The sequence below is a fragment of the Xanthomonas sp. LF02-5 genome, assembly GCF_034105325.1.
Taxonomy (GTDB): Bacteria; Pseudomonadota; Gammaproteobacteria; order Xanthomonadales; family Xanthomonadaceae; genus Xanthomonas_A; species Xanthomonas_A sontii.
Window position 1 is genome coordinate 267,414 of record NZ_JAXGGF010000002.1, and the last position, 24,380, is coordinate 291,793.

Consider the following 24,380-nt stretch of genomic DNA (forward strand, 5'->3'; position numbering starts at 1 on the left):
TGGTTCAGAGGGCGGTGGCGGCCAGGCCGCCATCCACCGGCAGGTTGACGCCGTTGATCCAGCGCGCCGCATCGGAGGCGAGGAACACCACCGCTTCGGCGACCTCGTCGGCATAGGCCGGGCGCTTCATCTTGCCGGCATCGGCCTGGACCCGCTCGGGCCCGAGCATGGTGACGAAATCGCCCAGGATCGGCGTGAATACCGGGCCGGGCGCGACGCTGTTGACCCGCACCGAATGCGCGGCGAACCAGTCGCGCGAGCGCAGCAGCGTCCACACGATCAGCGCTTCCTTGAAGTACTGGTAGCAGGTCGCCTGCGGCACCGGATGCGCCGCCAGCCAGTCGCTGCCGGCGGCGTAGCTGTCGGCGGCGGCCAGCTGCTTGTGCAGGTCCAGCCGCTGCGGCCACTCGGCGCCGAGGATGGAGGCGATGTTGATGATGCTGCCGCCGGGCACGATGCGCGGCAGCAACGCCTGGCTGAGGTGGCGCAGGCCCAGGTAGTTGACCTTCGCCACCACGTCCACCGGCGCGGTGCCGGGCACTCCAGCGATGTTGGCCAGCGCATCGATGCGCTCGGGCAGCTGCGCCACCAGCGCGTCGATCGAGGCCGGGTCGCCCAGATCGGCCTGGTGGAAGCCGTGCAGGGTCATGTTGACCGGCTGGCGGTCGATGCCGATCACGGTGGCGCCGTGGAAGCGCGCCAGGCGTGCGACCTCGGCGCCGATGCCGGAGGCCACGCCGGTGACGAGGATTGTCTTGTTGTGCAGGTTCATGGCAGCGCGTGTCCGTTGCGAAGTTGGTCAGAAGACGTGGATGTATTGCAGGTTGACGTTGTGGCCGGAGGGCGCGTTCTTGACCTCCACCGGCATGTAGAAATTGGCGTTGAAGATGTTCTTCTGGTCGATCCGCCACGACAGGCCGGGGCCCAGGTAGAACTGCGTCTGCTTGCTGTCGGCGACGCGCTGGCCATTGGTGCGGTTGTCGCGCAACTGCTTGAGGTAGTAGCCGTTGATGCCCAGGTGCAGGTCCTTGACCACTTCCAGCGAGCTGGCGAAGTTGAGCCACGCCGCGTCGCCGGCCTGGCCGTTGCGGAACACGAAACCGTCGCCCTGCGGCACGTTGGAGGCCTTGTCGGCGCGGAAGTTGTAAATGTAGTTAAGCCGTCCGCTGATTTCCCAGCGCGGCGTCGGCAGGATGCTGAACGCCCAGCTCGGCAGCACCGACCAGTAGCCCGCGCCCTGGTTGACGTCGCGGTTGCGGTCGAACTTGCCGATCGGCGCCAGCACATCCAGTTCGAAGCGTTGCGAGAACACCGGGCGGCCATTGCGGATCACCGGTGCCATCTGCAGGTAGGGGCCGATGGTCAGGTCGCCCAGGCCGGCGCCGTTGTCGCGCAGCGCCACCGGGCTGTCGTACGCGAACGACGTATCCAGATCGACCAGCGCCGCCAGGGCGGTGATGCCGAGGGAGCCGCCGAACAGCTTGTAGTCGCTGAGATAGGCGACCTGGGTCACCCACACCGAGGAGCCGATGTGCGGATCGCGGAACACCGGCACGTCGTCGCCGTGCGCGTCCTTGATCGTGTCGAAGTCGTAGCGGCGCAGGTACTGGATCGCGGTCCAGCCTGGGTTGGGCTTGCTGAAACCGTCGAAGAAGCTGGTGCCGCCGGTATTGATGCCGGTCGGCAGGGTGGCGCTCTGCGGCACCGATTGCGCGGCCGCCGGGGCGACCCAGGCGATGGCCAGCACGGCGAGCAGAGACAGGCGCGCACGGGTACGCGGCGACGAGGGGACACGGTAGCGGACACGCTTCACGGGCAGGCACTCCAAGCGAAAGGGGAACGGCGGGGTGCGGGGGGACAGGAACGCGAACACGCAGCGCGCGCAGGGCGCGACCACGCGGCGACGCACGCCGTCAGCGGGACGCTGGCGGCGGGTCGGGAATCAGCGAGAAAGAAGGGCGGGCGGCAAGAACCAGCCGCGACGCAGGGGGCCGCTACAGGCGGTCGAGCGCGTCCAGCCGATCCAGCGCCTGCAGCAGCGCGCGTGCCGAGGTCGCGCCGAGCGCGGTGCCGAGCTGCTGCTCCATGCGCACCACTTCGGCTTCGGCCTGCGCCAGCAGTGCCGTGCCGGTCGCGGTCAGATGCAGGTGCTGCATGCGCCGGTCCTGGCGCCCGCGCACCTGCCGCAGCAGTTTGCGCTTGACCAGGCGCGCGACCACGATCGCCAGGTTCGGCGGCGACACGCTCAGCACCTCGCCCAGCTGCCGCTGATTGATGCCGGGATTGGCGTCCACCAGCACCAGCAGCGAATACTCCACCGGCTTCAGCTCGAAGGCGCGCACGCAGTCCTGGAACAGGCGCCGCACCTGCAGTTCGGTGCGGGTGATGCGGTAGCCGATCAGGCTGGTCAGGCGCCGCTGGTCCACGCTGTCCGCCGTGTGCGGATCGGCGGGCAACGCGCTGTTGGACATCTCGGGACTCGGTTTCGAACTCACTGCGCTTCCTGCATGGGGCGTCCTGCGGCCAGGTCACGGCGGCTGCGCACGCATCCGTCGGCGCCGGCCGGCGGTGCCGTCGCCATTGCATTGTAGGGGCATGGCCGCGCATGGTCACAACGCCGCGTCCACGCGCCGCAGCAGCGCCCGGTACGGCGCGGCGGCGGTCCACAGGCACAGCGCGCCGAGCAGCGCCGCACCCATGCACACCATGCCCAGCGACAGCCCGACCTGGCGCTCGTCGGCGAGCACGTGGTCGGTGCCCAGCGCCACCAGGTACGGCCCCAGGCCCAGCCCGATCAGGTTGACCAGCAGCAGGTAGATCGAGGTGACCTGGCCGCGCAGGCGATTGGGGGTGACCGCCTGCAGGATCGCCGGCGCCAGCGCCACCGGCATGCCCAGCACGAACGTGGTCAGCGCGATCGCCGCCAGCGCCGGCCACGGCCCTGGTGCCACCGCGAACAGCGCACTGCTGATCACCAGCAGCACGGCGCCGACCAGCGAGATCTTCAGTGCCGCGTCGCGGCTGCCGCGCGCGGCCAGGCGGTCGGCGAGGAAGCCGCTGAACAGCATGCCGGCGATGCCGAAGGTGAGGATGATGATGCCGTAGGCCGGGCCGATCTCGCCCGGGGTCCACTGCCAGCGGCGGATGAAGGTGGCTGGCAACCAGGCGGTGATGCCGAAGGTGATCATCGCGATCACGCCGTTGGCCAGGAACAGTGCCACATACACCCGCGCGTTGTCGCGCAGGTGGCTCAGGTCCGGGCGCACGCTCAGCACCGCGGCGGCCTGCTCGCGCCGCGCCGGCTCGCGTACCGTGGCCATCAGCGCGATCACCGCCAGGCCGGGCAGCGCGACCAGGATGAAGGCCGCCTGCCAGGGCCGGAAGCTGCCCAGCAGCGGCAGCAGCACCGTGCTCTCCTTGCTGGTGGCCGCGATCACCAGGCCACCGACGATGAACGCCGCCGCCGAGCCGATGTAGACGCCGGAGGTGTACACGCTCATCGCCCGCGCGCGCTTTTCCGGCGGGAAGTAGTCGGCCAGCATCGAGTACGCCGCCGGCGACAGCGAGGCCTCGCCGACGCCGACGAACACCCGCGCCAGGAACAAGGTGAAGAAGCTGGTGACGTAGGCGCCGGCCGCGGTCGCCGCGATCCATACCACCACGCCGAGCACGATCAGGTTGCGGCGGTTGCGGCGGTCGGCGACGCGGCCGAGCATCACCCCGATCAGCGTGTAGAACACCGCGAAGGCGAAGCCGTGGACCAGGCTGAAGGCCGAGTCGGACAGCTGCAGGTCGCGCTTGATCGGCTGCACCAGCAATCCGAGGATCTGCCGGTCGACGAAGGACAGCGTGTAGGCCAGCAACAGCACGATGGTGACGTACCACGCATACAGCGGGCGGTACGGCGCAGACGATGGCAGCGGATCGCGCATGGAAAGGCTCCGGCTCAGAAGCGCAGGGTCAGGAAGGGGGCGATGTAGAAGGAGTCGCGGCCGCGCACCGGTCCCTCGCGCAGGAACGGCCCGGCGTGGGTGTAGTGGGCGTACACGTCCAGGCTGGCGAAGGCGTTGAAGCGATACTTCACCCACAGCACCGAGCGCGTGCCGATGTCGCGCGCATCGTTGGCGTCGCCCGGCTGCAGCACCCGCCAGCCGGCCGCGTACACGCCGTCGTGCAGGCTCTGCCGCTGCAGCTTGAGCACGTACATGTCGATCCACAGCCGCTCGCTGGGACGCAGCACCAGTTCCGGGCCGATGGCGCGCACGTTGCTGCTGATCATGCTGCCGTCGAACACCGAGGCGCGCGCGTACAGGCCATTGAAGGTGTTCAGTTCGCCATCGCGCGGATCGCGGTCGCCGGAAGACACCTCCATGCGCCAGCCCAGGCGCGGCGACCACGTCGTCGTGGCGAAGGTGTAGCCGCCGAACAGCGTGCCCTGCCAGGCGCGCACGCGCTGGCCGGCGAAATGGCCGCGCTGGCCGATCAGCTCCAGGTCGTAGTCCCAGCCCTGCACCGCGCCGCTCAGGCGCGTGGACAAGGTGTGCCGATGCTCCTCGCCGACCACCCCGCCATAGCGACGCCCGTCCTGCACGGTGTCCAGGTACAGCGTCTCCAGCAGCGCCGCCTTCGGCTGGCTGGGCGACAGCGGCACTTCGGCGTGCGCGCCCCACAGGCGCTGGTCGCGGTTGGCACGGTCGTCGAAGCTGCCGGTGCGGGTCAGCACCGGGCGTCCCCACAGCAGGCCGCCGCTCCAGCGCGGCTGCCGGGTCAGCAGCCGCACCGCATCGAACGGCATGCGCGAGTTGGCCGGATCGCGCGGGTCGAGCAGGCGCTGCCAGGCGTAGGCGATCTGCTGGCGGCCAGCGCGCAGGCGCCAGGCCGGCGCCTTCTGTCCGTCGGACAGTTCGACGAACCCCTGCGCCAGGTCCAGCGGATTGCGGTCGGTGGCCTGCACCGGCCGCGTCTGCAGGCCGGCCACGCGGCTGTCGGCGAGTTCGCCGAACAGACGCACATACGCCGACGGCCGGTAGTCGGCCCACAAGCGCAGGCGCTGCTGCGCATAGCCGTGCGGATCGGTGGCGAAGCGGCCGAAGCCGGCGTGCTCGCGGTAGTCGTACAGCGTGCGGCTCTCGCCGCCGAGGCTGAGCCAGCCGTCGCCGAGCGGGAGGTACTTCCACTTCTCCCAGCCCTGGCGCGGACGCTCGGCCAGCGCCGAATAGTCTTCCTGATCGGCCAGCAGCTTGCCCTGCGGGCCGTTGGGTTCGGCATCGGCCTGGGCGCAGCCGACGCTGCACAACATTGCCAGGCACGCGGTACGGGGCGCACGGCGCGCGCGCGCATGAGGCACAGTCATCGATTCCCTCCCAAGTCTCGAAGCCGGTGATGCGAAGGAGCGCGGTCCGCTATCCGGTCGCGCGGCCGAGTGGTGCGGTCATGACGGCGGCGCCGCCACCGCGCCCGGTGCGGTGCCGGCGTAGAGCTGTTCGACCAGCGCCGCCCGCGCGCGCAGCACGTTGCGCTGGTTGATCGAACCCTTGTCGGTGATTTCGCCGGCCTCCAGGTTCGGCGGCTGCTCCAGCCACGCCGCGCGCGCGACGTGGCTGGCGCTGCCGGTGGCGCTGCGGTTGAGCGTGTCGAGCAGGCGCTGCAGCCAGGCGCGCACCGGCGGCGCCTGCAGCACCTGCGCCGTCTCGGCCGGCGCCGGCAGCCCGGACAGCGCCTGCAGCGCGTCCAGCCGCGGGAACAGCAGCAGGCCGATGGCGTCGCGGTCGGCACCGGTGACCACCACGTCCTGCACGTACGCGGCACCTTCCATCAGCACCCGCGTGCGCAACGGGCCGACGCTGACGAACACGCCGGAGGACAGCTTGAAGTCCTCGGCCAGGCGGCCGTCGAACAACAGGCCGCGCTCGGGATGCTGCGGATCGATCGGCTTGAGCGCGTCGCCGGAGCGGTAGAAGCCTTCCTCGTCGAAGGCCTCGGCGGTCTGCTGCGGCGCGTTCCAGTAACCCGGCATCACGTGCGGCCCGCGGAAGCGCGCTTCCAGCTTGTCGCCGACCGGCACCAGCTTGACCTCGCAGCCCGGCGCCGGCACGCCGACGTCGCCGGGGGTATTGCTGGTGCCGTGGGTGAAGGTGCACGACGGCGCGCATTCGGTCATGCCCAGGCCGGCGAGCATGCGGATGCGTTCGCCGCAGTGCGCCTCGGCGATGCGCTCCAGGCGGTCCCACACTTCCTGCGACAGCGCCGCGGCGGCGAAGAAGAACATGCGCATGCGCGACAGGAACGTCTCGCGCAGCGCCGCATCCTGTTCCAGCGCCTGCGCCAGTTGTTCCCAGCCGCGCGGCACGCTCAGGTACACGGTGGGCGCGATCTCGCGCAGGTTGCGCAGGGTCTGCTCGAACAGCGCCGGGGTCGGCTTGCCGTCGTCGAGGTAGAAGCTGCCGCCGTTGTACAGGGCGATGCCGATGTTGTGGCTGCCGCCGAAGGTGTGGTTCCACGGCAGCCAGTCGACCAGCACCGGCGTCTGCCCGAGCACCGGGAAGGTCTGCAGCAGCATTTGTTGGTTCGCGCACAGCATGCGCTGGGTGGTGATCACCGCCTTGGGCAGCAGGGTGGAGCCGGAGGTGAACAGGAATTTGGCGATGCTGTCGGGGCCGCAGGCGGCGAAGGCGGCATCGGCGGCCTCCAGCGCACGCGGCGCCAGCAGATCGTCGAAACGCAGGCAGGCACGATCGCCCACGGCACCACGCACGCACACTGCCGGGACATCGGTGGGGAACACCGCCGCGATCGCAGGGGCGAACGCGGCGCCGTCGCTGGCGAACAGCAGGCCCGGGCGCAGCACCTCGGCCACATGCCGCAGCTTGGCAAAATCGCGCGACAGCAACGCATAGCCCGGCGACACCGGGCAGTACGGGATGCCGGCGTACATCGCCGCGAAGGCCAGTTGCAGGTGCTCCAGGTCGTTGCCGGACAGGATCGCCAGCGGCCGTTGTGCCGACAGGCCCATGTCCAGCAGATGCGCGGCGATGCGGCGGGTGCGCTCGAGCATCTGCGCGTAGCTCAGGCGCCGCCACTGCCCGGCGTCGTCGCGCTGCGCCACGAAGGTGGCATCGGGGGTGTGCAGCGCCCAGTGCTGCAGCCGCTGCAGCAGGTGCCTGGGCAGCGGCGCCAGCGGTTCGCGCGCGCGCATGCGCAACACGCCGTCGGCATCGCGGTGGACCTCGGTATCCGCGTGGCTCAGTCCGACAGGACGGTAGCGCGCGGCGGTGGCAACGGACTCAGCGGCATTCATCGGAACCATCCGGGGGAGAGAGACTGCACGGCGTGCGGCAACGCCGCCGCGGCCCCCGCGGGGCCGCAGGCGACGCGACGGGTCAGCGCTTGTAGGTCTGCAGACCGGGCTTGATGGTTTTGTCGTCCAGGAATTGCTTCAGGCCCTGTTGCCGGCCCTTCTCGGGATCGCGGTGATTGGACTGGTCGACCTTGGCGTACAGGTAGTCCTCGTTCTGCTCCCAGGTCAGCTCGCGGCAGCGCTTGAAGCCGTGCTTGGCGAAGCGCAGCACCACCGGGTTCTTCTGCTGCAGTTCCTGCGCCAGCTTGGTCACTTCCTCACGCAGCTGCGCGCGCGGCACGCTGGCGTTGACCAGGCCCATCTGCGCCGCCTCGGTGCCGGTGAAGGTGCGCCCGGTCATGATGTAGAGCATGGCGTTGCGGTGGCCCATGGTGTCGGCGACGGCCTTGCTGACCAGGTTGCCCGGGGGGATGCCCCAGTTGATCTCCGACAACCCGAACACCGCTTCGTCCGCGGCGATGGCCAGGTCGCAGGCGACCAGCGGCGAGAACGCGCCACCGAAACACCAGCCGTTGACCGCGGCGATGGTCGGCTTGCTGTAGAAGCGCAGCAGGCGCCACTGCCACTGCGAGCAGTCGCGGCGCATGCGCTCCTGCACGATCTCTTCCTTGCCATCGGTCTCGCGGAAGTATTCCTTCAGGTCCATGCCGGCCGACCAGGATTCGCCGGCGCCGGTCAGCACCAGCACCTCGGCGCTGCTGTCCAGCTCCAGCGTCTCCAGCACGTCGATCATTTCGCGATTGAGGGTGGGACTCATCGCGTTGCGCTTGTCCGGCCGGTTCAGGGTGACCCAGGCGATGCCTGCGTCGATCTCGACCTGGACGGTCTGCCAGCGGTCTTGGTAGCTGCTCATGGATAGGCCTGCATAGGGAGGGGGGAGAGAGCGGATCACTTAGGACTGATAATAGTTATAGATCATCATTATCTCGGCGCAAGCTGCAGTGCAGCATGGCGGGCGGCGCTGTGGCGGGAGCATGGCGGCACGCCCATGGGCGGGGTGACAGTAACCGCGATACGGATTGCTTGGACTCGCGAAGGGAGCAAGCCATCCCAGGACCTTGGATCCGCCGCCACGTCGCCGCGAGTCTTCACGCCCAGCAAACGCAATGCTCACAGGGGGCGTTCAGTCCCGGGTTAGCATCCAGCCCACAGGGGTTCCGTCGACACCGGGGTGATGTGATGCACACCGTCTCCGCGCTTGACCAACCGACCCACGCTCGCGTCAGCATCGATCTGGACGCCGAGATGGCGTACTGGCAGCAGGCCCATGCCGAGGGCCGTCTCGGCCGCCAGGGCTTCGCCGACTACGCGCAGCTGCTGAAGATAGGCTATGACGTGTACCTGGCCTACCCGCGCGCCAACGAGGCGCAGCTGTACCGCGTGCTGCAGGACGCTTATCACCAGTGCGCGCCGATGCTGTCGGTGCCATGGGACGAGGCGCGCTGGCTGGTGCGGCATGCCTGGCAGCACCTGGCGCATTCGGGGCGTTGTCACTGAAGAGCGCCTCGCGCAGCGGGGCATCTCGTCGTTGCCCGCGTAGGATCGGCTTCAGCCGCGACGGGCGTTACCGAGAATGCCTGTCGCGGCGCACGCCGCTGCTACGCTGCGTCTTCGGTCGCGATGGAAGGCGCCCCCGAGGCGCCGTCTCCCGGCGCAGCGGCGACAACCGGATAGCAGCCCATCGCGCGCACGGCACACCGCGGCGTGCGCCGCGTGTTGCTGGCGCACGCATCCGGCACCGCATGTGCCTCAACGCGACGAAGCGGGTGGCGAGGCGCTGTGCTCCTTCGCTTCCAGGCGCCCATGGAACGCGTTCGATCCCTTGCCGGGCGCCGTCGCCGCCTCGCCCTCGCTGCGCTTGAGGCGCTGCTTGCGCTGTTCGACCACGCGGCTGGCCAGGGCCACGCGGCGCCCGATCACCATGTCGGTCAGCCAGTCGATCAGGTGGCGCGTATAGGCGGCCTGGTGCGCCTTCTCGGTCAGCGCGTGATCGGCGCCGGCGATCATGCGGGTGGTCAGCGAGCGCGCGTTGGAGAACGCTGCCGCGTAGTTGTGCAGTACCTGGCTCGGCACGATGGTGTCGCGTTCGGCCTCCACCAGCAGCACATCGCCGCGATAGCGCTGGCAGGCCGCCAGGGCGCGGTTGTCCGCCGGCGTCACCACGCGGTTGCGGTAGGGCATCAGATCGGGATCGCGGTTCAGCGCGACCTTCGGCCCGTCCCAGTGCGCGTCCTTGTACAGCGCCGGCGAGCGCAGGGCCAGCCACTCCACCGGCCGCTCCAGCGTCAGCAACGCGGCCAGGTAACCGCCGTAGCTCAGCCCAACGACCGCGATCGCGTCCGGATCCACGTGCGGCGACGCCGCCAGGCGATCGTAGGCGGCCTTGATGTCGTCCAGGTTCTGCGCGCGCGTCACCGTCTCGCGCATCGCCGCCAGGCCTTCGTGGCCACGCAGGTCGAAGGTCAGGCACACGCAACCCAGGCCGGCCGCTTCGCGCGCGCGCACCAGGTTGTGATGCTGATTGCCACCCCAGCCGTGCACGAACAGCACGCCGGGCAGGCGGCTGGTCGGGGTCAGCAAGGTGCCGCTGAGCGCCGCGCCGTCGACCGGGATGTCGATGCTGGAAAGTTCGGCTTCCATGGTCAGGTCACGCTGCGCATGTAGCGGTACTTGGTCAGCAGGCCGGTGCGCGGCTCTTCGCCCACGTAGTACACCTGCGCCCCGGCCGGCGGCGGCGGATGCGCGCCATAGCGCTCGACGGTGGCGGCGACCACGCGTTGCAGCGTCGGCGACTGCTGGAACGCAGCGACCGCGGCCAGTTCCGCCGGCGTGGCGCCGCCGACGCGCCAGGACTGCTCGAGGACGCCGCAGGCAATGCTGCCATCGGCAAGCAGCCCCTCGATCACGTCGTAGTTGCGGCGCGACGCATAGAAGCCCGGATAGGCCGCAGCCACCAGCCGGTCGTAGTCGCGCGCCTTCATCACCGCGGTGCGCTGGCGCGGCGGCAACGGCTGCTCCAGCAGTGTGTCGAGGGTGCCGCGGATCACCTGCAGTTCCGAGCCGCCGTACGCCTCGCGGCCGCTGCCGTCGCGGGTGACCGACTGCGTGCCGCAGTAGGCGATGGTGATGCCGGCGCAGTGCGTTTCGCCGACGCTGAAAGTGGTCGGCTGCTGCAGGTGCCGTTCCAGCACCACCCCATGCTCGCGCAACGCATGCGCGGGCAGTGTCGCCAGCGCCGTATCCAGCGCCTGCGCGTCGCCGAGCAGCGCCTGCCCGAGCCCACCGACGCCGTGCGGCAGCTTCAGCCGCACCGGGCCGCCGTCGCACAAACGCGCGTACGCGCGTCGGGCATCGGCAGCGCTGAAGGCGGCGTAGCCCGGCAGCGTGGCGGACGCCAGCGCCGCGCCCAGGTCGGGCTGCCACCCGTCAGGTGACTGCGCATCGATCTCGATCAGCGGATGGCTGATCGCCTTGGTGGCGACGAAGGCGTACGGCACCACACCGCCCAGCAGATCGGCCGCCGCGTGCACGCCGATCTGCTCGGCCTGCGCGGTGGTCAGGGTGTCGTCGGGCACGCAGAACGCACCCGCACCGGCGGCACAGCGCTCGTCGTGCACGGGCAGGTGCATCAGCCGCCCCACTTCGGCAACCACCCAGGCATGCGTGGCTGCCTCGTGGCCCCCGGACACGGTCTCCCGCACCTGGCAGGCGCGGACATTGGCATGCACGGTGGATCGGGCCATGCGGAACGCTCCGTGCGGATCGGAAAGACGCGCTGCCTCAGCCATGGTCGTACCACTGCAGCAGCAACACGGCGGCCGCGGCCAGCGCCAGCAGCGCAGCAACCACGCGCAGCCAGCGGCTGGCGCGCAGTTGCCGCCACCAGGCAGCGGCTTCGGACGTGCCACTGGCATCGCGCGCGCGTCGACGCTGTGGCGCGGACGCGGAAGGAGGGGCCGCAGACTGGCGGTCGTCGTGACGCATGGCGCAAGGCTGTCGCGCACGCTGTCGCATGGTGGTGAACGCGATGTGGTGTGCGTGTCATCGCGCGAAAACAATGGCCGCCCGCGTCCGGTCAACCGCATCATCGCGTCGGCGATGCGCGTCGCGCTTGCGGTAAAGACGACTCAGTGCGAGCACACAGCCAGTGCGAGCAATAGCGTCATCACGGTCGATCGTCAGCGCAGCAACGCACGAACGCTGTGGTCGACACCGTGCTCAGGCCGCCGCCGTCGCCGTGGCATGGTGGGCGGGCAAGCGGGCATCGATCCGGTGCTTGCCGGCCAGCGCCTGCATGCCCTGCAAGGTGGCCTGCACCGCGCTGGCATAGCCGCTGCGCCACAAATCGGCGCGCGACTGCCGCGATGCCGCCGCATTCAGTGCCAGTGCGAAGGCCTGCACGCGCGGATCGGCCAGCGCGGCGCGCTCCAGGAAGGGCTGCTCCGGGGCGATGACGTCGACCGGGGCCAGCCAGGCGTCGGCGACCAGTTCGGCCACGCCGGCGCGGTGCGAGAGCTGGTGCATGGCAGTGAGCGTCTCGTGCAGCATTTCCAGGCACGCCCATTGCCACAGCGCGGCCTTGTACTGCGGGTCGGCCTGGTCCAGGGCGGACAAGGCGCCATCGACATGATCGATGCGAAGATCCTGCATGGCCGACTCCACGATACGGCATTGCGATCCGCACATTCTGCGCGGCGAAAGTGAGCGCAACGTGAGTCGTGCGGCGGCAGCGTACAGGCGGTCACAGCGGGCGCGGCGGCAGCCATCGCGTATACTGGCCGCGCGCCTGCTCGCGCCGCTCTCTCACTACGCGCTTCCCATGACGCCACCCTGACACCCGCAGCTTGCATCGGCCCGCCTCGACAGCAGGCCGCAGGTTGTTGGTTTTCCATTGCATACAGCGAGCGCTGCCCTGCGACAGGGCGGTGTCGGGAGCGTTTACCTTGAAATTTTCCTCTTCCCTGCGCCAGTCCTGGTGCGGCAATCTCCGTGGCGACGTGCTTGCCGGCCTGGTCGTGGCATTGGCGCTGATTCCCGAGGCGATCGCGTTCTCGATCATCGCCGGCGTCGATCCCAAGATCGGCCTCTATGCCGCCTTCTGCATCTGCGTGACCATCGCCTTCGCCGGCGGGCGCCCCGGCATGATTTCCGCCGCCACCGGCGCGATGGCGCTGCTGATGATCGGCCTGGTCAAAGAGCACGGCGTGCCCTATCTACTCGCGGCCACGCTGCTGACCGGCGTGCTGCAGATCCTGGCCGGGCTGTTCAAGCTCGGCGCGCTGATGCGCTTCGTCTCGCGCTCGGTGATCACCGGCTTCGTCAATGCGCTGGCGATCCTGATCTTCATGGCACAACTGCCCGAACTGATCGGCGTGCCCGTGCCGGTCTACCCGCTGGTCGCGCTGGGTCTGCTGCTGATCTACGGCCTGCCCTGGCTGTCGCAGCGCAGCTTTCCCGGCATCGGCCTGTGGTTGCTGGTGCTGGGCGCCGCCTTGACCGCAGGCAGCATGGCGCCGTGGATGCTGCTGCCGGTCGCCGTGGGTGGCGCCGCGGCGCTGCTGTTGGGGCACCGCTGGACGCGCGGCCTGGCCGTGCCGCCGCCGCTGGTGGCGATCGTGCTGCTGACCGGGCTGGCACTGTACTTCGGCATCCACGTGCCCACCGTCGGCGACAAGGGACAACTGCCCGATCGCCTCCCCAGCCTGCTGCTGCCGGCCGTGCCGTGGACGCTGGAAACGCTGCGGATCGTGTTCCCGGTCGCGGCGACGATGGCCGTGGTCGGCCTGCTCGAGTCGATGATGACCGCACAGATCGTCGACGACATGACCGACACGCCCAGCGACAAGAACCGCGAATGCGTGGGCCAGGGCATGGCCAACATCGTCAGCGGCCTGTTCGGCGGCATGGCCGGCTGCGCGATGATCGGGCAATCGGTGATCAACGTGAAGTCCGGCGGGCGCGGCCGCCTGTCCGCGCTGGTCGCCGGCAGCGTGCTGTTGCTGCTGGTGGTGTTCGCCGGCGCCTGGGTGCGGCAGATCCCGATGGCCGCACTGGTGGCGGTGATGATCATGGTCTCGGTGGGCACGTTCAGCTGGCGCTCGCTGGCGCAGTTGCGCACCCATCCGACCAGCTCCAGCGTGGTGATGCTCGGCACCGTCGCGGTGACCGTGGCCACCCACGACCTGGCGCGCGGCGTGCTCACCGGCGTGCTGCTGTCGGCGCTGTTCTTCGCGCGCAAGGTCGGGCGCATGCTGCACATCGCGCGCAGCGAGGACGCCGATGGCGGCCACACCTACCGCATCCGCGGCCAACTGTTCTTCGCCTCGGCCGGCGGCTTCGCCGGTGCCTTCGACTTCGCCCACGCGCCGGCACGGGTCACCCTGGACCTGAGCGACGCGCACGTCTGGGACATCAGCGCGATCGGCGCGCTGGACCAGGTGGTGATGAAATTCCGCCGCCACGGCGCGCAGGTCCAGGTGCTGGGACTGAACCCGGACAGTGCGGCGATGGTCGGGCGGCTGGGCAGACACCAGCGCGATGACGTGGAAAGCGTTTCACTGCATTGAGGCCCGGCCGGGATGATCGTGTCGGCACGGCGCAGCGCGCGGTCACGCCGCGCGCCGTCCCGCGTGCCGACATGGCGACGACATCGGCCGATTAGCATCGAACTGCTAACGGCCATGCAGGAGATCCGCCGATGTCACTGGACCACTGGCAACTGCCGCCACACGACTGGGTGCCCAACCACCCGTTCCTGCCAGTGCTGCACTACCGGCAGTGCGTCGGCACCCTCGACGCCGACGGCTTCGAGCGGCGCTTCGCCGCGCACGGCTGGCCGCCGCAATGGCGCGACGGCATCTACGACTACCACCACTACCACTCCACCGCGCACGAGGTGCTGGGCGTCGCCAGCGGCAACGCCCGTGTGCTGCTCGGCGGCCCGGGCGGTATCGAGGTCACGCTCGCGGCCGGCGACGCCCTGCTGCTGCCGGCCGGCACCGGCCATTGCCGGCTGTCGGCCAGCGCCGACTTCATGGTCGTCGGCGCCTATCCGGACGGCCAGGACTGGGACATCTGCCGTCAGGCGCCCGACGCCGCGATGCTGCAACGGATCGTGCAGGTGCCGGTTCCGCAGAGCGACCCGCTGCTCGGGGCGGGTGGACCATTGCTGCAGTATTGGACGAAGCCTACCGCCGTCGACTGACCTCGTCGTCCAACATGGTCACGCCTGCCGCGAAGCTGGCCCCGCCGCCCAGACATCGCACGCCGGATCGAACTCGGTCGTCGCTGCGTGCTCGGAGCGCCAGCCGAAGCCGCAGATCGCCATGACGCTCTGGCGCATCGGATCCAGGTCCAGCGCCTTGCCGAGATCGACATCATTGATGGCAGAGGTGACGAACGCGCCCAACCCCAGATCCGTGGCCGAGAAGTAGAGCGCCTGTGAGATGTGGCCGACGTCCAGGGTCAGCGCGCGATAGGCCTTGGCATGCTGGCGATACTTCCAGAACGTCCGGTTGAATCGCGGTGCCAGCAGGACCAGCACGTGAGCGCCGGCGAACCAATGCTGCCCGGCCAGCGCCACCCTCGCGAAAGTATCGATGTCCGGTCCCGGGCACGGCAGCTGGGTTAACGCGTGATCCACAGGGTGGTAGTGGTACAGGCCGGGTTCGATTCCTTCCACCCGGCGTATCAGCAGGTAGGCTTCGGTCGGGTGCAGCCCGCCGGCGGACGGCACGTTCTTCTTCAGGAACACCGTGTCGTCCTGGACCTTCAGCGTCGCCCGCGCCATCAGCACGCGCTGCAACATCCGCAGGAACAGCGCGTGCGGCAGCGGGCGGCTATCGTCGTAATTGCGACAGGTAACGCGACGCGCAAGCATGGCCTCAAAGGCGCCATCGTCCAGCCGCGGCAATGGAATCCTGGCAAGGCCGGACCCGACCTCCTGCACCTCCGGCGGCGGCGCGCCCAGCTTGCGGCGCAGGTCCGGGGCGGACACCATGCCGTTGCGCTCCATCGCGGTCACCCCATCGATGCCCTGCCAACGGCTCGCCCAGTGCGCCACTGCGGCGGCCGGCCACCAATGCGCGGACCGCAATGCCTCGTCGCGTTCGCGAAACGCCGCAGAACCTGCGTCGTCGCCGATCAGCAGGCCGCGCTCGAGCGCCCGCTCGATCGCATCATCGGCATGGTCAACCAGTTGTGCGCGCTCGACCCATTCCGTTGGACTGACCTGGCCGAGCAACGGCAGGTCGGCCGCGTCCAGTTCGAGCTCGCCGTCCAGGTGCGGCGCCAGGGCGACCCAGGCCCGCCGGCGACGCAGGCCCGCACCGCCCCGCAGCAGGCTGGCCAGGTCGAACGCCACGCTTTCCCTCGCCTCGACGAACAGCACGGCGCAGCGCCTCAGGCGCATGAATCCCTCGTTTCCGCTGTGTGTGAGCGCTGCATCGATTGGCCACATTGGAGAGATGCTGGACTGCTAGGATACCGTCGCGGCCCCGGTCGTTCCTGCGAGCACCCGTGGCAACCGCACCTCCACCATGCGTGCATCGCATGTCCACCGCTATCGCAACAGGGGACCACATCATGACCGATCAGCCGCAGGGGCATCCGCCCTTCGATCTCGCCACCGCCCAGCAATTGCTCACGCTTCTATCCACCGACGACGACTTCCGCGCGCTGTTCGCGCAGGATCCGGGCGCGGCGCTGCGTAGTTTGGGCCTTTCCGAGCAACGCGTCGCCGCCGCGCTGGAGGAGCCGACCTGCCTGTGCACGTCGGACCTGGCGAGCAAGGAAGAAATCCAGGAAGCCCTGGAGTTGCTGCTGGCCTACCTCACCGCCGAGGGTACGCACACGGTCGTTCACTGTTTCGAGGCGGGTTCCGTCGTCGCCAGCCTGACCGCCAGATAGTTCGGTAGCGCTTGTCCCGCCCAGGCGCGTCGGAAGGTTTCCGCCTTCTGCCGCGCCTGGTCGGTCTGGCCAAGGCTGGCCAGGATTTCCGTGGTACTCACCACCGCCAGGTTCGCGTCGGCGACATTCATCGCTTGCAGCACCAGCCCGCCGATCGGTTCGATGTACGCCAGCCCGCGACGCGCGACCAACCAGTCGTTTTCGGCCATGGCCTGCTTCTTCTCGCCGGCCGCGAGCAAGGCATCGCGCAGGCTGACGTGAAGCTGGTACGGCTCCCTGCCATCGATCTGCTCGCGTAACAGAGCGACCGCACGCGCGGGAGTTCCGCTGTCGACGAGCTGTTGCGCCTGCAGCAAGGACAGCAGCTTGGTCATCGGCGGAAAGCCCGACTCCGCGACCAGGGAGGCGAGCTGCGTGGCGTGCGCGTCGTACAACGTTCGGTCGCCGCTGCGCTGCGCCAGGCGGATCGCCGACATCGCCACGATGATCAGGTCGTCGCGATCGCCGGCGTCACCGTGGACCGCGCGCTCCAGCGCTTCGCCGGCAATTCGCGCCAACAAGGCCCTGTCCACCGTCCGCGGATCGGTAACGAAGGCGACCGCCTGCTGCGCGATCTGCAAGGGATAGCGGATCACCGGCTCGGCATCCGCCGACTCAGCCACCGCCGCCTGCGCGGCAGCGGCGGCATCGCCCAAGCGCCCCTGGTCCAAGGGAATGGAAATCTGTTCGAAGTGGTCGGTCAGCGCTGTTCCTGACGCCGCCAGTGCCGCCATGATCCTGCCAGCTGCCGGATAGTCCTTCATCGCAGCGAACGCAGCGGCATGGCGTCGGGTTGCGGGATAGCCACCAAGTTCCTCGGCCTGTTTGAAGGCGTTCAGCGCGTCGCCGTAACGGCCCTGCGCCAGGTAGATGCGACCCTGCAATTCCACTGCCACATCGCGCAGCGGATTCTGCGGCACCGCGAACTTCTGCACGCTATGCTCGGCGGAAGCGTAATTGCCCTCGGTGAACTCGTCCCAGGCGAACTGCGCCGCGCCGGCGTAGTAGTCCGGATACAGTTCCGACAGCATCTTCCACTTCTGCTTGGCCTGCCGCCATGGGTGCGGCCCCAGTTCGCTCGCCCACGCATCCAGGTACAGTGCATCGCGCTCGGACAGGTGGTCGCGCAGGGCCATGGCCTTGGCCAGATACTGCAACGCCGCGCGATTGTTGGCGGTGGAGATCTCGACCCGCATCGATCCCATGTAGGCCAGCGCGAAGTCCTTGTCGATCTCCGCCGCCTTGACGAAGTACTGATCGGCGGATCGGAAATCGCGCCGGGTGAAGTACTTCATCGCGATCGCATACGCCTTCAAAGCGTCCAGGCTGCTGGTGGTGACGCTGGGCAGCGGAGGCGAATTCTTCCTGATGACCTCCTCGCCTTCGCCCAACTGCTCGCGCAGCGATGCGGTCACCGCGTCGATGGACGCCAGCACCGAGCCAGCGCCGCGGCCGTCGCGGGACTCGGCATAGACGGTCGCCTGCGTCCGCGGATCGACCACCTCCGCGCTCACCCGCACCCGCCCGCCGACCTCTGACACCGTGGCCAGCAGCACGGCGCGCGCGCCGTCGCGCTGCGCGATCTCCGAGGCCGTGGCGCGATCGAGCGGCGTGTGCTCCGGATCGCGGCGCATCCGCGTAAGCGTATCGCGCACCTTCAGATCACTGAGCACATTGACGTAGCGCGACTGTTCCAGGCTGATGCGGAAGGCCTGCTGCAGGGAGTCGTCCAGTGCGACGTCGCCGGTCAGATTGCGCAAATCCCCCACCACCACCCAGTCGCGTTCGGCGAAGGCGATGGCCGGCTGCGGGCGGGTGACGAACCAGGCGCCGACGGCGAACGCGGCGATCAGCGCCGCTTCCGCCGCCAGCGCCGCCGGCCGCCGCCACAGCGGGATGTCGCGCCAGGCCTTGGGCGTGGGCTTGGGCGCGCGCAGCGGGGTGTGGCCGATCTCGCCGACTTCGTAGATCTCCAGCGGGGTCGGCACGCCCTTGAAGCGCCAGCGGCCGTGCGATTTCCACAGCAGGCGCTCGCCGCGTTCGCCCAGCTCGCGCGCGGCGCGGTGGGTCAGCGACTCGGCCACCGCCGAGAGCAGGATCTGCCCGGGCCGGGCCAGGGTCATCAGCCGCGCCGCGGTCGGCTTGGCCAGGCCTTCCACTTCCAACGGCTTGGCGCCCACCTGCACGGCGGCGTCGCTGTTGCGCCAGGTCAGCACTTCGCCCACATGCAGGCCGGCGCGCACCTTCAGGTCCAGCGCGCGCGACGCGCCCAGCGCATGCAGGCCGCGGCTGTAGTCCAGGGCGAAGCCGAGGCCGTCGATCGGCCGTTCGAACAACAGCAGCAGCCCGTCGGAACGGTCGATCAGGCGGCCGCGCCAGCGCTGCTGCAGTTCCAGCACCAGCGAGTCGTGCCGCTTGAACAGCTCGGCGGCGTTGGCGTCGCCGAGTTTTTCCACCAGCGCCACCGAGTCGCACAGGTCGGTCAGCAGCAGGGTACGAAGCTGCGGGACCTCGGGCGGCGGTGCGGTGGCATCATCGGTCATGGCGGCGGCTCGGCGGGGACGCGGTGACTCAGCAGGGGGCGGAGGCGAGGTCGTGCCAGTACAGGCGGTTGCCGCCCTGGCGCTTGGCTTCGTACAGCGCCGCGTCGGCGTTGGCGTACCAGTCGTTCCAGTCCGAATGCGGATCGACTCGGCTGATGCCGATGCTAACCGGGCAGATGTGCGGCGCCGGGTGCGGCACGCCCAGCAGGTTCTGCACGGTGGCAAGCACGAACTCGCCGATGCGGCGCAGGTCCTCGACCGTGCCGGCGGCCACCAGCAGGCAGAACTCGTCGCCGCCCAGGCGGCACGCCGTGTCGTCCGGCCCGGCCACCGAGCGCAGGATGTTGGCGACGTTCTGCAGCACACGATCGCCGACCAGGTGGCCGTGGGCGTCGTTGATGTGCTTGAAGCGGTCGCAGTCGATCAGCAGCAGGCCCGGGCCGGGCGAGCGGCCATCGCGGCGACACTCCTGCAGACGCAGGATCAGTCCGCGGCGGTTGTGCAGACCGGTCAGTTCGTCGGTCCGCACCAGTTCCTCGGTCTGACTGAGCTGGTGGGTGGTGGCGTAGAGGTTGTCCAGCGCCGCTTCCAGGTCGCGGTTGCGCCGGCGCAGCTGACGGATCAGGGTCTGCTCGTTCATCACCACGCGCATGATCGTGCGGCGCAGGAAGTAGGCGACCACGCCCGGGTCGCGCTCGACCAGGCGCTGGAAGTCGTCGTGGTCCAGTTCCACCAGGGCGCCGTCGCTGGCGGCGAGCGCGTCGGCGCTGCGCATGTGGTTGCCGATCAGCAGGCCCAGCTCGCCGAAGAACTCGCCATGGCCCAGGTGCTTGACCACCAGGTCCTCGCCGAAATCCAGATCGATCACGCCGCTGGTGATCACGAACATCGCGCTGCCGCCGTCGCCACGGCGGAACAGCACATCGCCGGCGCGCACCGTCCGGGCGCGACCGAACTCGGAAAACAGACGCAATTCTGCGGCGGTCAGCACCGCCAGCTCGTTCGGCTTCGGAGCGACCGCAGCGTTGGAAATTGTGCCGCGTGCGGTGGATGCGGCGCTGTCGCAGCTCATCCGGCCCCCTAATGTGACGTCGCTGGCCCTGTCCGCGGAGCATAGCACCTACACGCCGCACTCACGATACGTTTCACAGGCAATCTCGCCCCTGCAAGAGACATCGCAAGCCGCCGCTGCGACGATCTGTCGCACGCGGTAGACAGCGCCGTTCCGCCGACGGCAGCGCAAAAAAAAGCCCGGGCGAACCCGGGCTTCCCACCTCCTGCCAGGGAGGGGCGATCGATCGGCGCGCCTGGCTGCAGGTCAGGCCGCTTTCTCGCCATGGAACTGCTCTTCCTCGGTCGAGCCCTTCAGCGCGGTGGTCGAGGACTGACCCTGCTGGATTGCCTGGGTCACCGCATCGAAGTAGCCGGTGCCGACCTCGCGCTGGTGCTTGACCGCGGTGAAGCCGCGGTCGGCGGCGGCGAACTCGGCCTCCTGCAGTTCGACGAAGGCGCTCATCTGCCGGCGCGCGTAGCCATGCGCCAGGTTGAACATCGAGTAGTTCAGCGCATGGAAGCCGGCCAGGGTGATGAACTGGAACTTGTAGCCGTAGCTGGCGATCTCGCGCTGGAACTTGGCGATGGTGGCGTCGTCCAGGTTCTTCTTCCAATTGAAGCTGGGCGAGCAGTTGTAGGCCAGCAGCTTGCCGGGGAACTTGGCGTGGATGGCCTCGGCGAACTTGCGCGCGAACTCCAGGTCCGGCTTGCCGGTCTCGCACCAGATCAGGTCGGCGTAGGGCGCGTACGCCAGGCCGCGGCTGATCGCCTGGTCCAGGCCCTTGTGGGTGCGGAAGAAGCCCTCGACCGTGCGCTCGCCGGTGGTGAACGGGCGATCGTTGGGGTCGATGTCGCTGGTCACCAGGTCGGCGGCCTCGGCGTCGGTACGCGCCACCAGCAGCGTCGGCACGCCCATCACGTCGGCGGCCAGGCGCGCGGCGTTCAACTTCTCGATCGCCTCGCGGGTCGGCACCAGCACCTTGCCGCCCATGTGCCCGCACTTCTTCACCGAGGCCAGCTGGTCCTCGAAGTGCACGCCGGCCGCGCCGGCCTCGATCATCGCCTTCATCAACTCGAAGGCATTGAGCACGCCGCCGAAGCCGGCCTCGGCATCGGCCACGATCGGCTGCAGGAAGTCGATCTCGTCCTTACCTTCGGCGTGGTGCAACTGGTCGGCGCGCAGCAGGGTGTTGTTGATGCGCTTGACCACCGCCGGCACCGAGTCGGCCGGGTACAGCGACTGGTCCGGGTACATCTGCCCTGCCAGGTTGGCGTCGGCGGCGACCTGCCAGCCGGACAGGTAGATGGCGTTGAGCCCGGCCTTGACCTGCTGCATCGCCTGGTTGCCGGTCAGCGCGCCCAGCGCGTTGACGAAGTCCTTTTCGTGCAGGTACTTCCATAGCTTCTCGGCGCCGAGCCGGGCCAGCGAATGCTCCACGTGCACCGTGCCGCGCAGGCGCACCACGTCGGCGGCGGTGTAGTTGCGGGTGATCCCGGCCCAGCGCGGATCGGTGTCCCAGTCGCGCTGGATCTGTTCGGCGGTCTGCAACGTGGTGCTCATCTGGCGTTCTCCTCGAAATGGATGCAGCGATGAAACGGTGGGGGTGTGGCTGGATTGAAGGCGTGGCCGGCATGGAAGGGGTCCGACGCGGGAACATCGCTTTCACGATTCCCCATTCCCGACTCCCCACTCCCGGCTTCCAATCAATCGATCAACTGATAGGCCGGCAAGGTCAGGAAATCGGCCAGTTCTTCGTCACGCGTCAGCCGATCCAGCAGCGCGATGGCCTCGTCCACGCGCGCCCCGCCCGGCAGCAGCGCGCGCTCGCCCAGCCGTGCCGGCAACTGCCGCAGGCAGGCGTCGAACAGGGCGAAGTCGATGGCGGTGCCGTCGTCCAGGTGCAGGCCGCCCACGTGCAGCCACTGCCACAGCTGGCTGCGGCTGATCTCGGCGGTGGCGGCGTCTTCCATCAGGTGGTGGATCGGCACGCAGCCGTTGCCGTCCAGCCACGCCGCCAGGTAGCGCACGCACACTTCGATGTTGCCCTCGAAGCCGGCGCGGGTGATGGTGCCGGTGGACGGGGCGATCAGCGTGTCGCGGTCGGCCTGCACGTCCTCGCGACGCACCGCGTGCTGGTTCGGCGTGCGCATGTGCTCGTCGAACACGGCGCGGGCGATCGGGATCAGCGCCGGGTGCGCCACCCAGGTGCCGTCGTGGCCGGCGGTGACCTCGCGCAGCTTGTCCGCGCGCACCCGCGCCATCGCCTGCTCGTTGGCCGCCTCATCGTGGCCGATCGGGATCTGCGCGGCCATGCCGCCCATCGCATGCGCGCCACGGCGGTGGCAGGTGCGGATCAGCAGTTCCGAGTAGGCCTTCAGGAACGGCTGGGTCATGGTCACCTGGCCGCGTTCGGGCAGCACCCGGTCCGGATGCCGGCGGAAGGTCTTCAGGTAGGAAAAGATGTAGTCCCAGCGGCCGCAGTTCAGGCCGACGATGCGCCCGCGCAGCGCATGCAGGATCTCGTCCATCTCGAACACCGCCGGCAGCGTCTCGATCAGCACGGTGACCTTGATCTGGCCCTGCGGCAGGCCGAGCATGTCCTCGATGTGGGCCAGCGCGGTCTCCCACAGCGCCGCTTCCTCCATCGACTGCAGCTTGGGCAGGTACAGGTACGGGCCGCGGTCCTTGGCCTGCAGCGCGCGACCGTTGTGGAAGGCGAACAGCGCCGCGTCGAACAGACCGCCGGCCAGCGGCTGGCCATCGACCAGCACGTGCTTCTCATCCAGGTGCCAGCCGCGCGGGCGCACGATCAGCACCGCCTGCTCCTCGTAGGGCCGCAACGTATAGCGCTTGCCCGGGCTGCCGTCGCGCGCGGCCGGCGCGGTGAAGGTCAGGGTCCCGGCCACCGCCTCGGCCAGCGCGCGCTGGCCGGCGACCAGGTTGCGCCAGGTCGGCGCGGTCGAATCCTCGAAGTCCGCCATGTACACCTTGGCGCCGGAGTTCAGCGCGTTGATGACCATCTTCGGATCGGTCGGGCCGGTGATCTCGACCCGGCGGTCCTGCAGCGCATCGGGCAGCGGCGCCACCTGCCAGTCGCCCTCGCGGATCGCGCGGGTGTCGTCGCGAAAGTCCGGCAGGCCGCCGGCGTCGAAGAACGCCTGGCGCTCGCGCCGCGCGGCCAGCCGCGCCTGCCGCTCCGGCTCGATCGACCGGTGCAGCGACACCAGCAGGGCCAGCAGCGGCGGCGGCAGCAAGGCGTCCTGGCCGGCCAGCGAGGCGGTCAGGGCGATACCCGGCGTGGAGCGCGTGGACGGGTCGGGAGCGGCAGCGAAAGCGGGGGCGGACATGTGGGGATTCCTCGATGTTTCCGGGGCTCCACCCTGCTTCCAGGCCATGTATTTGACAAAGCAGTTTTGTCAATGCTTTATATAAGTAAGCCTTATATCTATCACGTCATGGCTACGGGCAACGCCGCAACCCCGCGATTTCCCTACAAATCCGACCGGCTCAAGCCGCTGCGCGCGTTCTGCCAGACGGTGCGGCTGGGGGCGGTGTCGCGGGCCGCGGAGGCCTTGTTCGTCAGCCAGCCGGCGGTGACCCTGCAGTTGCAGGCGCTGGAACGCGAACTGGGCGTGGTGCTGTTCGAGCGCAGCGGCCGCCGTCTGGTGCCCAGCCGCGAGGGCCAGTTGCTGTACGAGATGGCGCAGCCGCTGGTGGAGAGCCTGGACCGGCTGGAGGCGGACTTCCGCGAGAAGGCGCGCGGGCTGGACGCCGGCGAGCTCAATGTCGCCGCCAACAGCTCCACCATCCTCTACCTGCTGCCGAAGATCGTGGAGGCCTTCCGTGCACGCCACACGCAGGTGCGGCTGACCCTGCACAACGCGATCAGCGCCGACGGCACCGACCTGCTGCGCGAGGACGCGGTGGACCTGGCGGTCGGCTCCATGCTCGATGTACCCGCCGACCTCAGCTACGCCCCGGTGTACCGCTTCGAACAGTTGCTGATCGCCCCGCGCGACCACCCGCTGGCGCGCAAGCCCAAGCTGACCCTGGAAGACCTCTCGCCGTATCCGCTGATCCTGCCGCCGCGGCGCCAGGTCACCTATCGCCTGGTCGACCTGGTGTTCCAGCAGGCGCGCGTGCCCTACACCGTGGCCCTGGAAGTGGGCGGCTGGGAGGTGATCAAGCAGTACGTGGCGATGGGCATGGGCATCTCCATCGTCAGTTCGATCTGCCTCACCGACGCCGACCGCGCGCGCCTGGCCACGCGCGCGCTGGGCGATTACTTCCCGGCGCGCAGCTACGGCGTGGTGGTGCGCAAGGGCAAGTACCTGTCGCCGCAGGCGCGCGCCTTCATCGAGCTGATCCAGCCGGACCTGTTCACCCCGCGCGGCTACGACGAGAGCGGGCCGTCGGAGCGGTAGACGCGCCGCAGCCGCGCTCGGCAGCGGCGCCATCGGGCTCTGCTACCGTGGCGGCA

The 24,380-nt window shown here is 69.2% G+C and carries 21 protein-coding genes; 5 read left to right on the forward strand and 16 right to left on the reverse strand.

Features of this window, described 5'->3' with window-relative positions; all coding sequences use genetic code 11:
* Positions 1-4 precede the first annotated feature (4 nt).
* From SLW52_RS07240 to SLW52_RS07270, 7 genes are all read right to left on the reverse strand, one after another.
* A complete protein-coding gene (locus tag SLW52_RS07240) occupies positions 5-772 on the reverse strand; it encodes a coniferyl-alcohol dehydrogenase (protein ID WP_152235708.1) in 768 nt (255 codons plus the stop codon).
* A 27-nt stretch (positions 773-799) separates the two neighbouring features.
* Positions 800-1,762: a transporter gene (locus tag SLW52_RS07245; RefSeq protein WP_267122501.1), complete on the reverse strand. Its 963-nt coding sequence runs from the start codon at positions 1,760-1,762 to the stop codon at positions 800-802.
* Between the two features lie 232 nt (positions 1,763-1,994).
* Entirely contained in the window at positions 1,995-2,471 is a 477-nt protein-coding gene (locus SLW52_RS07250; RefSeq protein WP_267105431.1) for a MarR family transcriptional regulator, read from the reverse strand.
* Between the two features lie 138 nt (positions 2,472-2,609).
* A complete protein-coding gene (locus SLW52_RS07255) occupies positions 2,610-3,932 on the reverse strand; it encodes an MFS transporter (protein ID WP_295933610.1) in 1,323 nt (440 codons plus the stop codon).
* 14 nt (positions 3,933-3,946) lie between these two features.
* Positions 3,947-5,299, reverse strand: a complete 1,353-nt coding sequence (locus tag SLW52_RS07260) for an alginate export family protein (RefSeq protein ID WP_320739858.1) — start codon at positions 5,297-5,299, stop codon at positions 3,947-3,949.
* A 132-nt stretch (positions 5,300-5,431) separates the two neighbouring features.
* A complete protein-coding gene (locus tag SLW52_RS07265; protein ID WP_320739859.1) occupies positions 5,432-7,297 on the reverse strand; it encodes a feruloyl-CoA synthase in 1,866 nt (621 codons plus the stop codon).
* A gap of 82 nt (positions 7,298-7,379) precedes the next feature.
* A complete protein-coding gene (locus SLW52_RS07270; protein WP_017908079.1) occupies positions 7,380-8,210 on the reverse strand; it encodes a p-hydroxycinnamoyl CoA hydratase/lyase in 831 nt (276 codons plus the stop codon).
* Between the two features lie 326 nt (positions 8,211-8,536).
* Here SLW52_RS07270 and SLW52_RS07275 point away from each other — a divergent pair, with 326 nt between their 5' ends.
* Positions 8,537-8,854: a hypothetical protein gene (locus tag SLW52_RS07275; protein WP_017908078.1), complete on the forward strand. Its 318-nt coding sequence runs from the start codon at positions 8,537-8,539 to the stop codon at positions 8,852-8,854.
* A gap of 252 nt (positions 8,855-9,106) precedes the next feature.
* Here SLW52_RS07275 and SLW52_RS07280 read toward each other — a convergent pair whose 3' ends face one another.
* The 4 genes from SLW52_RS07280 to SLW52_RS07295 all read right to left on the reverse strand — a co-directional run bounded on the left by SLW52_RS07280 (position 9,107) and on the right by SLW52_RS07295 (position 12,007).
* The gene (locus SLW52_RS07280) at positions 9,107-9,997 is read right to left on the reverse strand and encodes an alpha/beta fold hydrolase (RefSeq protein WP_017911877.1); all 891 of its coding nucleotides are present in this window, start codon (positions 9,995-9,997) and stop codon (positions 9,107-9,109) included.
* A 2-nt stretch (positions 9,998-9,999) separates the two neighbouring features.
* A complete protein-coding gene (locus SLW52_RS07285) occupies positions 10,000-11,100 on the reverse strand; it encodes a DUF3182 family protein (protein ID WP_267093311.1) in 1,101 nt (366 codons plus the stop codon).
* 37 nt (positions 11,101-11,137) lie between these two features.
* Positions 11,138-11,341: a hypothetical protein gene (locus tag SLW52_RS07290; RefSeq protein WP_152182346.1), complete on the reverse strand. Its 204-nt coding sequence runs from the start codon at positions 11,339-11,341 to the stop codon at positions 11,138-11,140.
* Positions 11,342-11,575: 234 nt separating this feature from the next.
* Positions 11,576-12,007: a hypothetical protein gene (locus SLW52_RS07295; protein WP_267096292.1), complete on the reverse strand. Its 432-nt coding sequence runs from the start codon at positions 12,005-12,007 to the stop codon at positions 11,576-11,578.
* A 293-nt stretch (positions 12,008-12,300) separates the two neighbouring features.
* Here SLW52_RS07295 and SLW52_RS07300 point away from each other — a divergent pair, with 293 nt between their 5' ends.
* Positions 12,301-13,923, forward strand: coding sequence for a SulP family inorganic anion transporter (locus SLW52_RS07300; protein ID WP_320739862.1), 1,623 nt, complete (start codon positions 12,301-12,303; stop codon positions 13,921-13,923).
* A 131-nt stretch (positions 13,924-14,054) separates the two neighbouring features.
* A complete protein-coding gene (locus tag SLW52_RS07305; RefSeq protein ID WP_320739863.1) occupies positions 14,055-14,561 on the forward strand; it encodes a cupin in 507 nt (168 codons plus the stop codon).
* A gap of 18 nt (positions 14,562-14,579) precedes the next feature.
* Here the strand turns inward: SLW52_RS07305 and SLW52_RS07310 are convergent, their stop codons facing one another.
* On the reverse strand, positions 14,580-15,767 hold the full coding sequence (locus SLW52_RS07310; protein ID WP_193312535.1) for a putative peptide maturation dehydrogenase: 1,188 nt from the start codon (positions 15,765-15,767) through the stop codon (positions 14,580-14,582).
* 173 nt (positions 15,768-15,940) lie between these two features.
* Here SLW52_RS07310 and SLW52_RS07315 point away from each other — a divergent pair, with 173 nt between their 5' ends.
* Positions 15,941-16,264 (forward strand): NHLP-related RiPP peptide, encoded by a 324-nt coding sequence (locus SLW52_RS07315; protein WP_026144210.1) that lies wholly within the window; start codon positions 15,941-15,943, stop codon positions 16,262-16,264.
* Here the strand turns inward: SLW52_RS07315 and SLW52_RS07320 are convergent.
* The 4 genes from SLW52_RS07320 to aceB all read right to left on the reverse strand — a co-directional run bounded on the left by SLW52_RS07320 (position 16,216) and on the right by aceB (position 23,247).
* Positions 16,216-18,846 (reverse strand): putative peptide modification system cyclase, encoded by a 2,631-nt coding sequence (locus SLW52_RS07320; RefSeq protein ID WP_320739865.1) that lies wholly within the window; start codon positions 18,844-18,846, stop codon positions 16,216-16,218. The genes SLW52_RS07315 and SLW52_RS07320 overlap by 49 nt on opposite strands.
* 28 nt (positions 18,847-18,874) lie before the next feature.
* On the reverse strand, positions 18,875-19,918 hold the full coding sequence (locus SLW52_RS07325) for a GGDEF domain-containing protein (protein ID WP_017908068.1): 1,044 nt from the start codon (positions 19,916-19,918) through the stop codon (positions 18,875-18,877).
* Between the two features lie 246 nt (positions 19,919-20,164).
* The gene (aceA, locus tag SLW52_RS07330; protein ID WP_017908067.1) at positions 20,165-21,460 is read right to left on the reverse strand and encodes an isocitrate lyase; all 1,296 of its coding nucleotides are present in this window, start codon (positions 21,458-21,460) and stop codon (positions 20,165-20,167) included.
* Between the two features lie 143 nt (positions 21,461-21,603).
* Entirely contained in the window at positions 21,604-23,247 is a 1,644-nt protein-coding gene (gene aceB / locus SLW52_RS07335) for a malate synthase A (protein ID WP_267100061.1), read from the reverse strand.
* Between the two features lie 108 nt (positions 23,248-23,355).
* Here aceB and SLW52_RS07340 point away from each other — a divergent pair, with 108 nt between their 5' ends.
* Entirely contained in the window at positions 23,356-24,324 is a 969-nt protein-coding gene (locus tag SLW52_RS07340) for a LysR family transcriptional regulator (RefSeq protein ID WP_320739866.1), read from the forward strand.
* The last annotated feature ends 56 nt before the right edge of the window (positions 24,325-24,380 follow it).

What these genes read in the sequence shown, in the direction of transcription:
- SLW52_RS07265 (WP_320739859.1), bottom strand. Translation starts at nt 7,297, where the DNA reads ATGAATGCCGCTGAGTCCGTTGCCACCGCCGCGCGCTACCGTCCTGTC.
- SLW52_RS07320 (WP_320739865.1), bottom strand. Translation starts at nt 18,846, where the DNA reads ATGACCGATGATGCCACCGCACCGCCGCCCGAGGTCCCGCAGCTTCGT.
- SLW52_RS07250 (WP_267105431.1), bottom strand. Translation starts at nt 2,471, where the DNA reads ATGTCCAACAGCGCGTTGCCCGCCGATCCGCACACGGCGGACAGCGTG.
- aceA (WP_017908067.1), bottom strand. Translation starts at nt 21,460, where the DNA reads ATGAGCACCACGTTGCAGACCGCCGAACAGATCCAGCGCGACTGGGAC.
- aceB (WP_267100061.1), bottom strand. Translation starts at nt 23,247, where the DNA reads ATGTCCGCCCCCGCTTTCGCTGCCGCTCCCGACCCGTCCACGCGCTCC.
- SLW52_RS07270 (WP_017908079.1), bottom strand. Translation starts at nt 8,210, where the DNA reads ATGAGCAGCTACCAAGACCGCTGGCAGACCGTCCAGGTCGAGATCGAC.
- SLW52_RS07305 (WP_320739863.1), top strand. Translation starts at nt 14,055, where the DNA reads ATGTCACTGGACCACTGGCAACTGCCGCCACACGACTGGGTGCCCAAC.
- SLW52_RS07325 (WP_017908068.1), bottom strand. Translation starts at nt 19,918, where the DNA reads ATGAGCTGCGACAGCGCCGCATCCACCGCACGCGGCACAATTTCCAAC.
- SLW52_RS07315 (WP_026144210.1), top strand. Translation starts at nt 15,941, where the DNA reads ATGACCGATCAGCCGCAGGGGCATCCGCCCTTCGATCTCGCCACCGCC.
- SLW52_RS07275 (WP_017908078.1), top strand. Translation starts at nt 8,537, where the DNA reads ATGCACACCGTCTCCGCGCTTGACCAACCGACCCACGCTCGCGTCAGC.
- SLW52_RS07280 (WP_017911877.1), bottom strand. Translation starts at nt 9,997, where the DNA reads ATGGAAGCCGAACTTTCCAGCATCGACATCCCGGTCGACGGCGCGGCG.
- SLW52_RS07285 (WP_267093311.1), bottom strand. Translation starts at nt 11,100, where the DNA reads ATGGCCCGATCCACCGTGCATGCCAATGTCCGCGCCTGCCAGGTGCGG.
- SLW52_RS07295 (WP_267096292.1), bottom strand. Translation starts at nt 12,007, where the DNA reads ATGCAGGATCTTCGCATCGATCATGTCGATGGCGCCTTGTCCGCCCTG.
- SLW52_RS07290 (WP_152182346.1), bottom strand. Translation starts at nt 11,341, where the DNA reads ATGCGTCACGACGACCGCCAGTCTGCGGCCCCTCCTTCCGCGTCCGCG.
- SLW52_RS07310 (WP_193312535.1), bottom strand. Translation starts at nt 15,767, where the DNA reads ATGCGCCTGAGGCGCTGCGCCGTGCTGTTCGTCGAGGCGAGGGAAAGC.
- SLW52_RS07240 (WP_152235708.1), bottom strand. Translation starts at nt 772, where the DNA reads ATGAACCTGCACAACAAGACAATCCTCGTCACCGGCGTGGCCTCCGGC.
- SLW52_RS07255 (WP_295933610.1), bottom strand. Translation starts at nt 3,932, where the DNA reads ATGCGCGATCCGCTGCCATCGTCTGCGCCGTACCGCCCGCTGTATGCG.
- SLW52_RS07340 (WP_320739866.1), top strand. Translation starts at nt 23,356, where the DNA reads ATGGCTACGGGCAACGCCGCAACCCCGCGATTTCCCTACAAATCCGAC.
- SLW52_RS07260 (WP_320739858.1), bottom strand. Translation starts at nt 5,299, where the DNA reads ATGTTGTGCAGCGTCGGCTGCGCCCAGGCCGATGCCGAACCCAACGGC.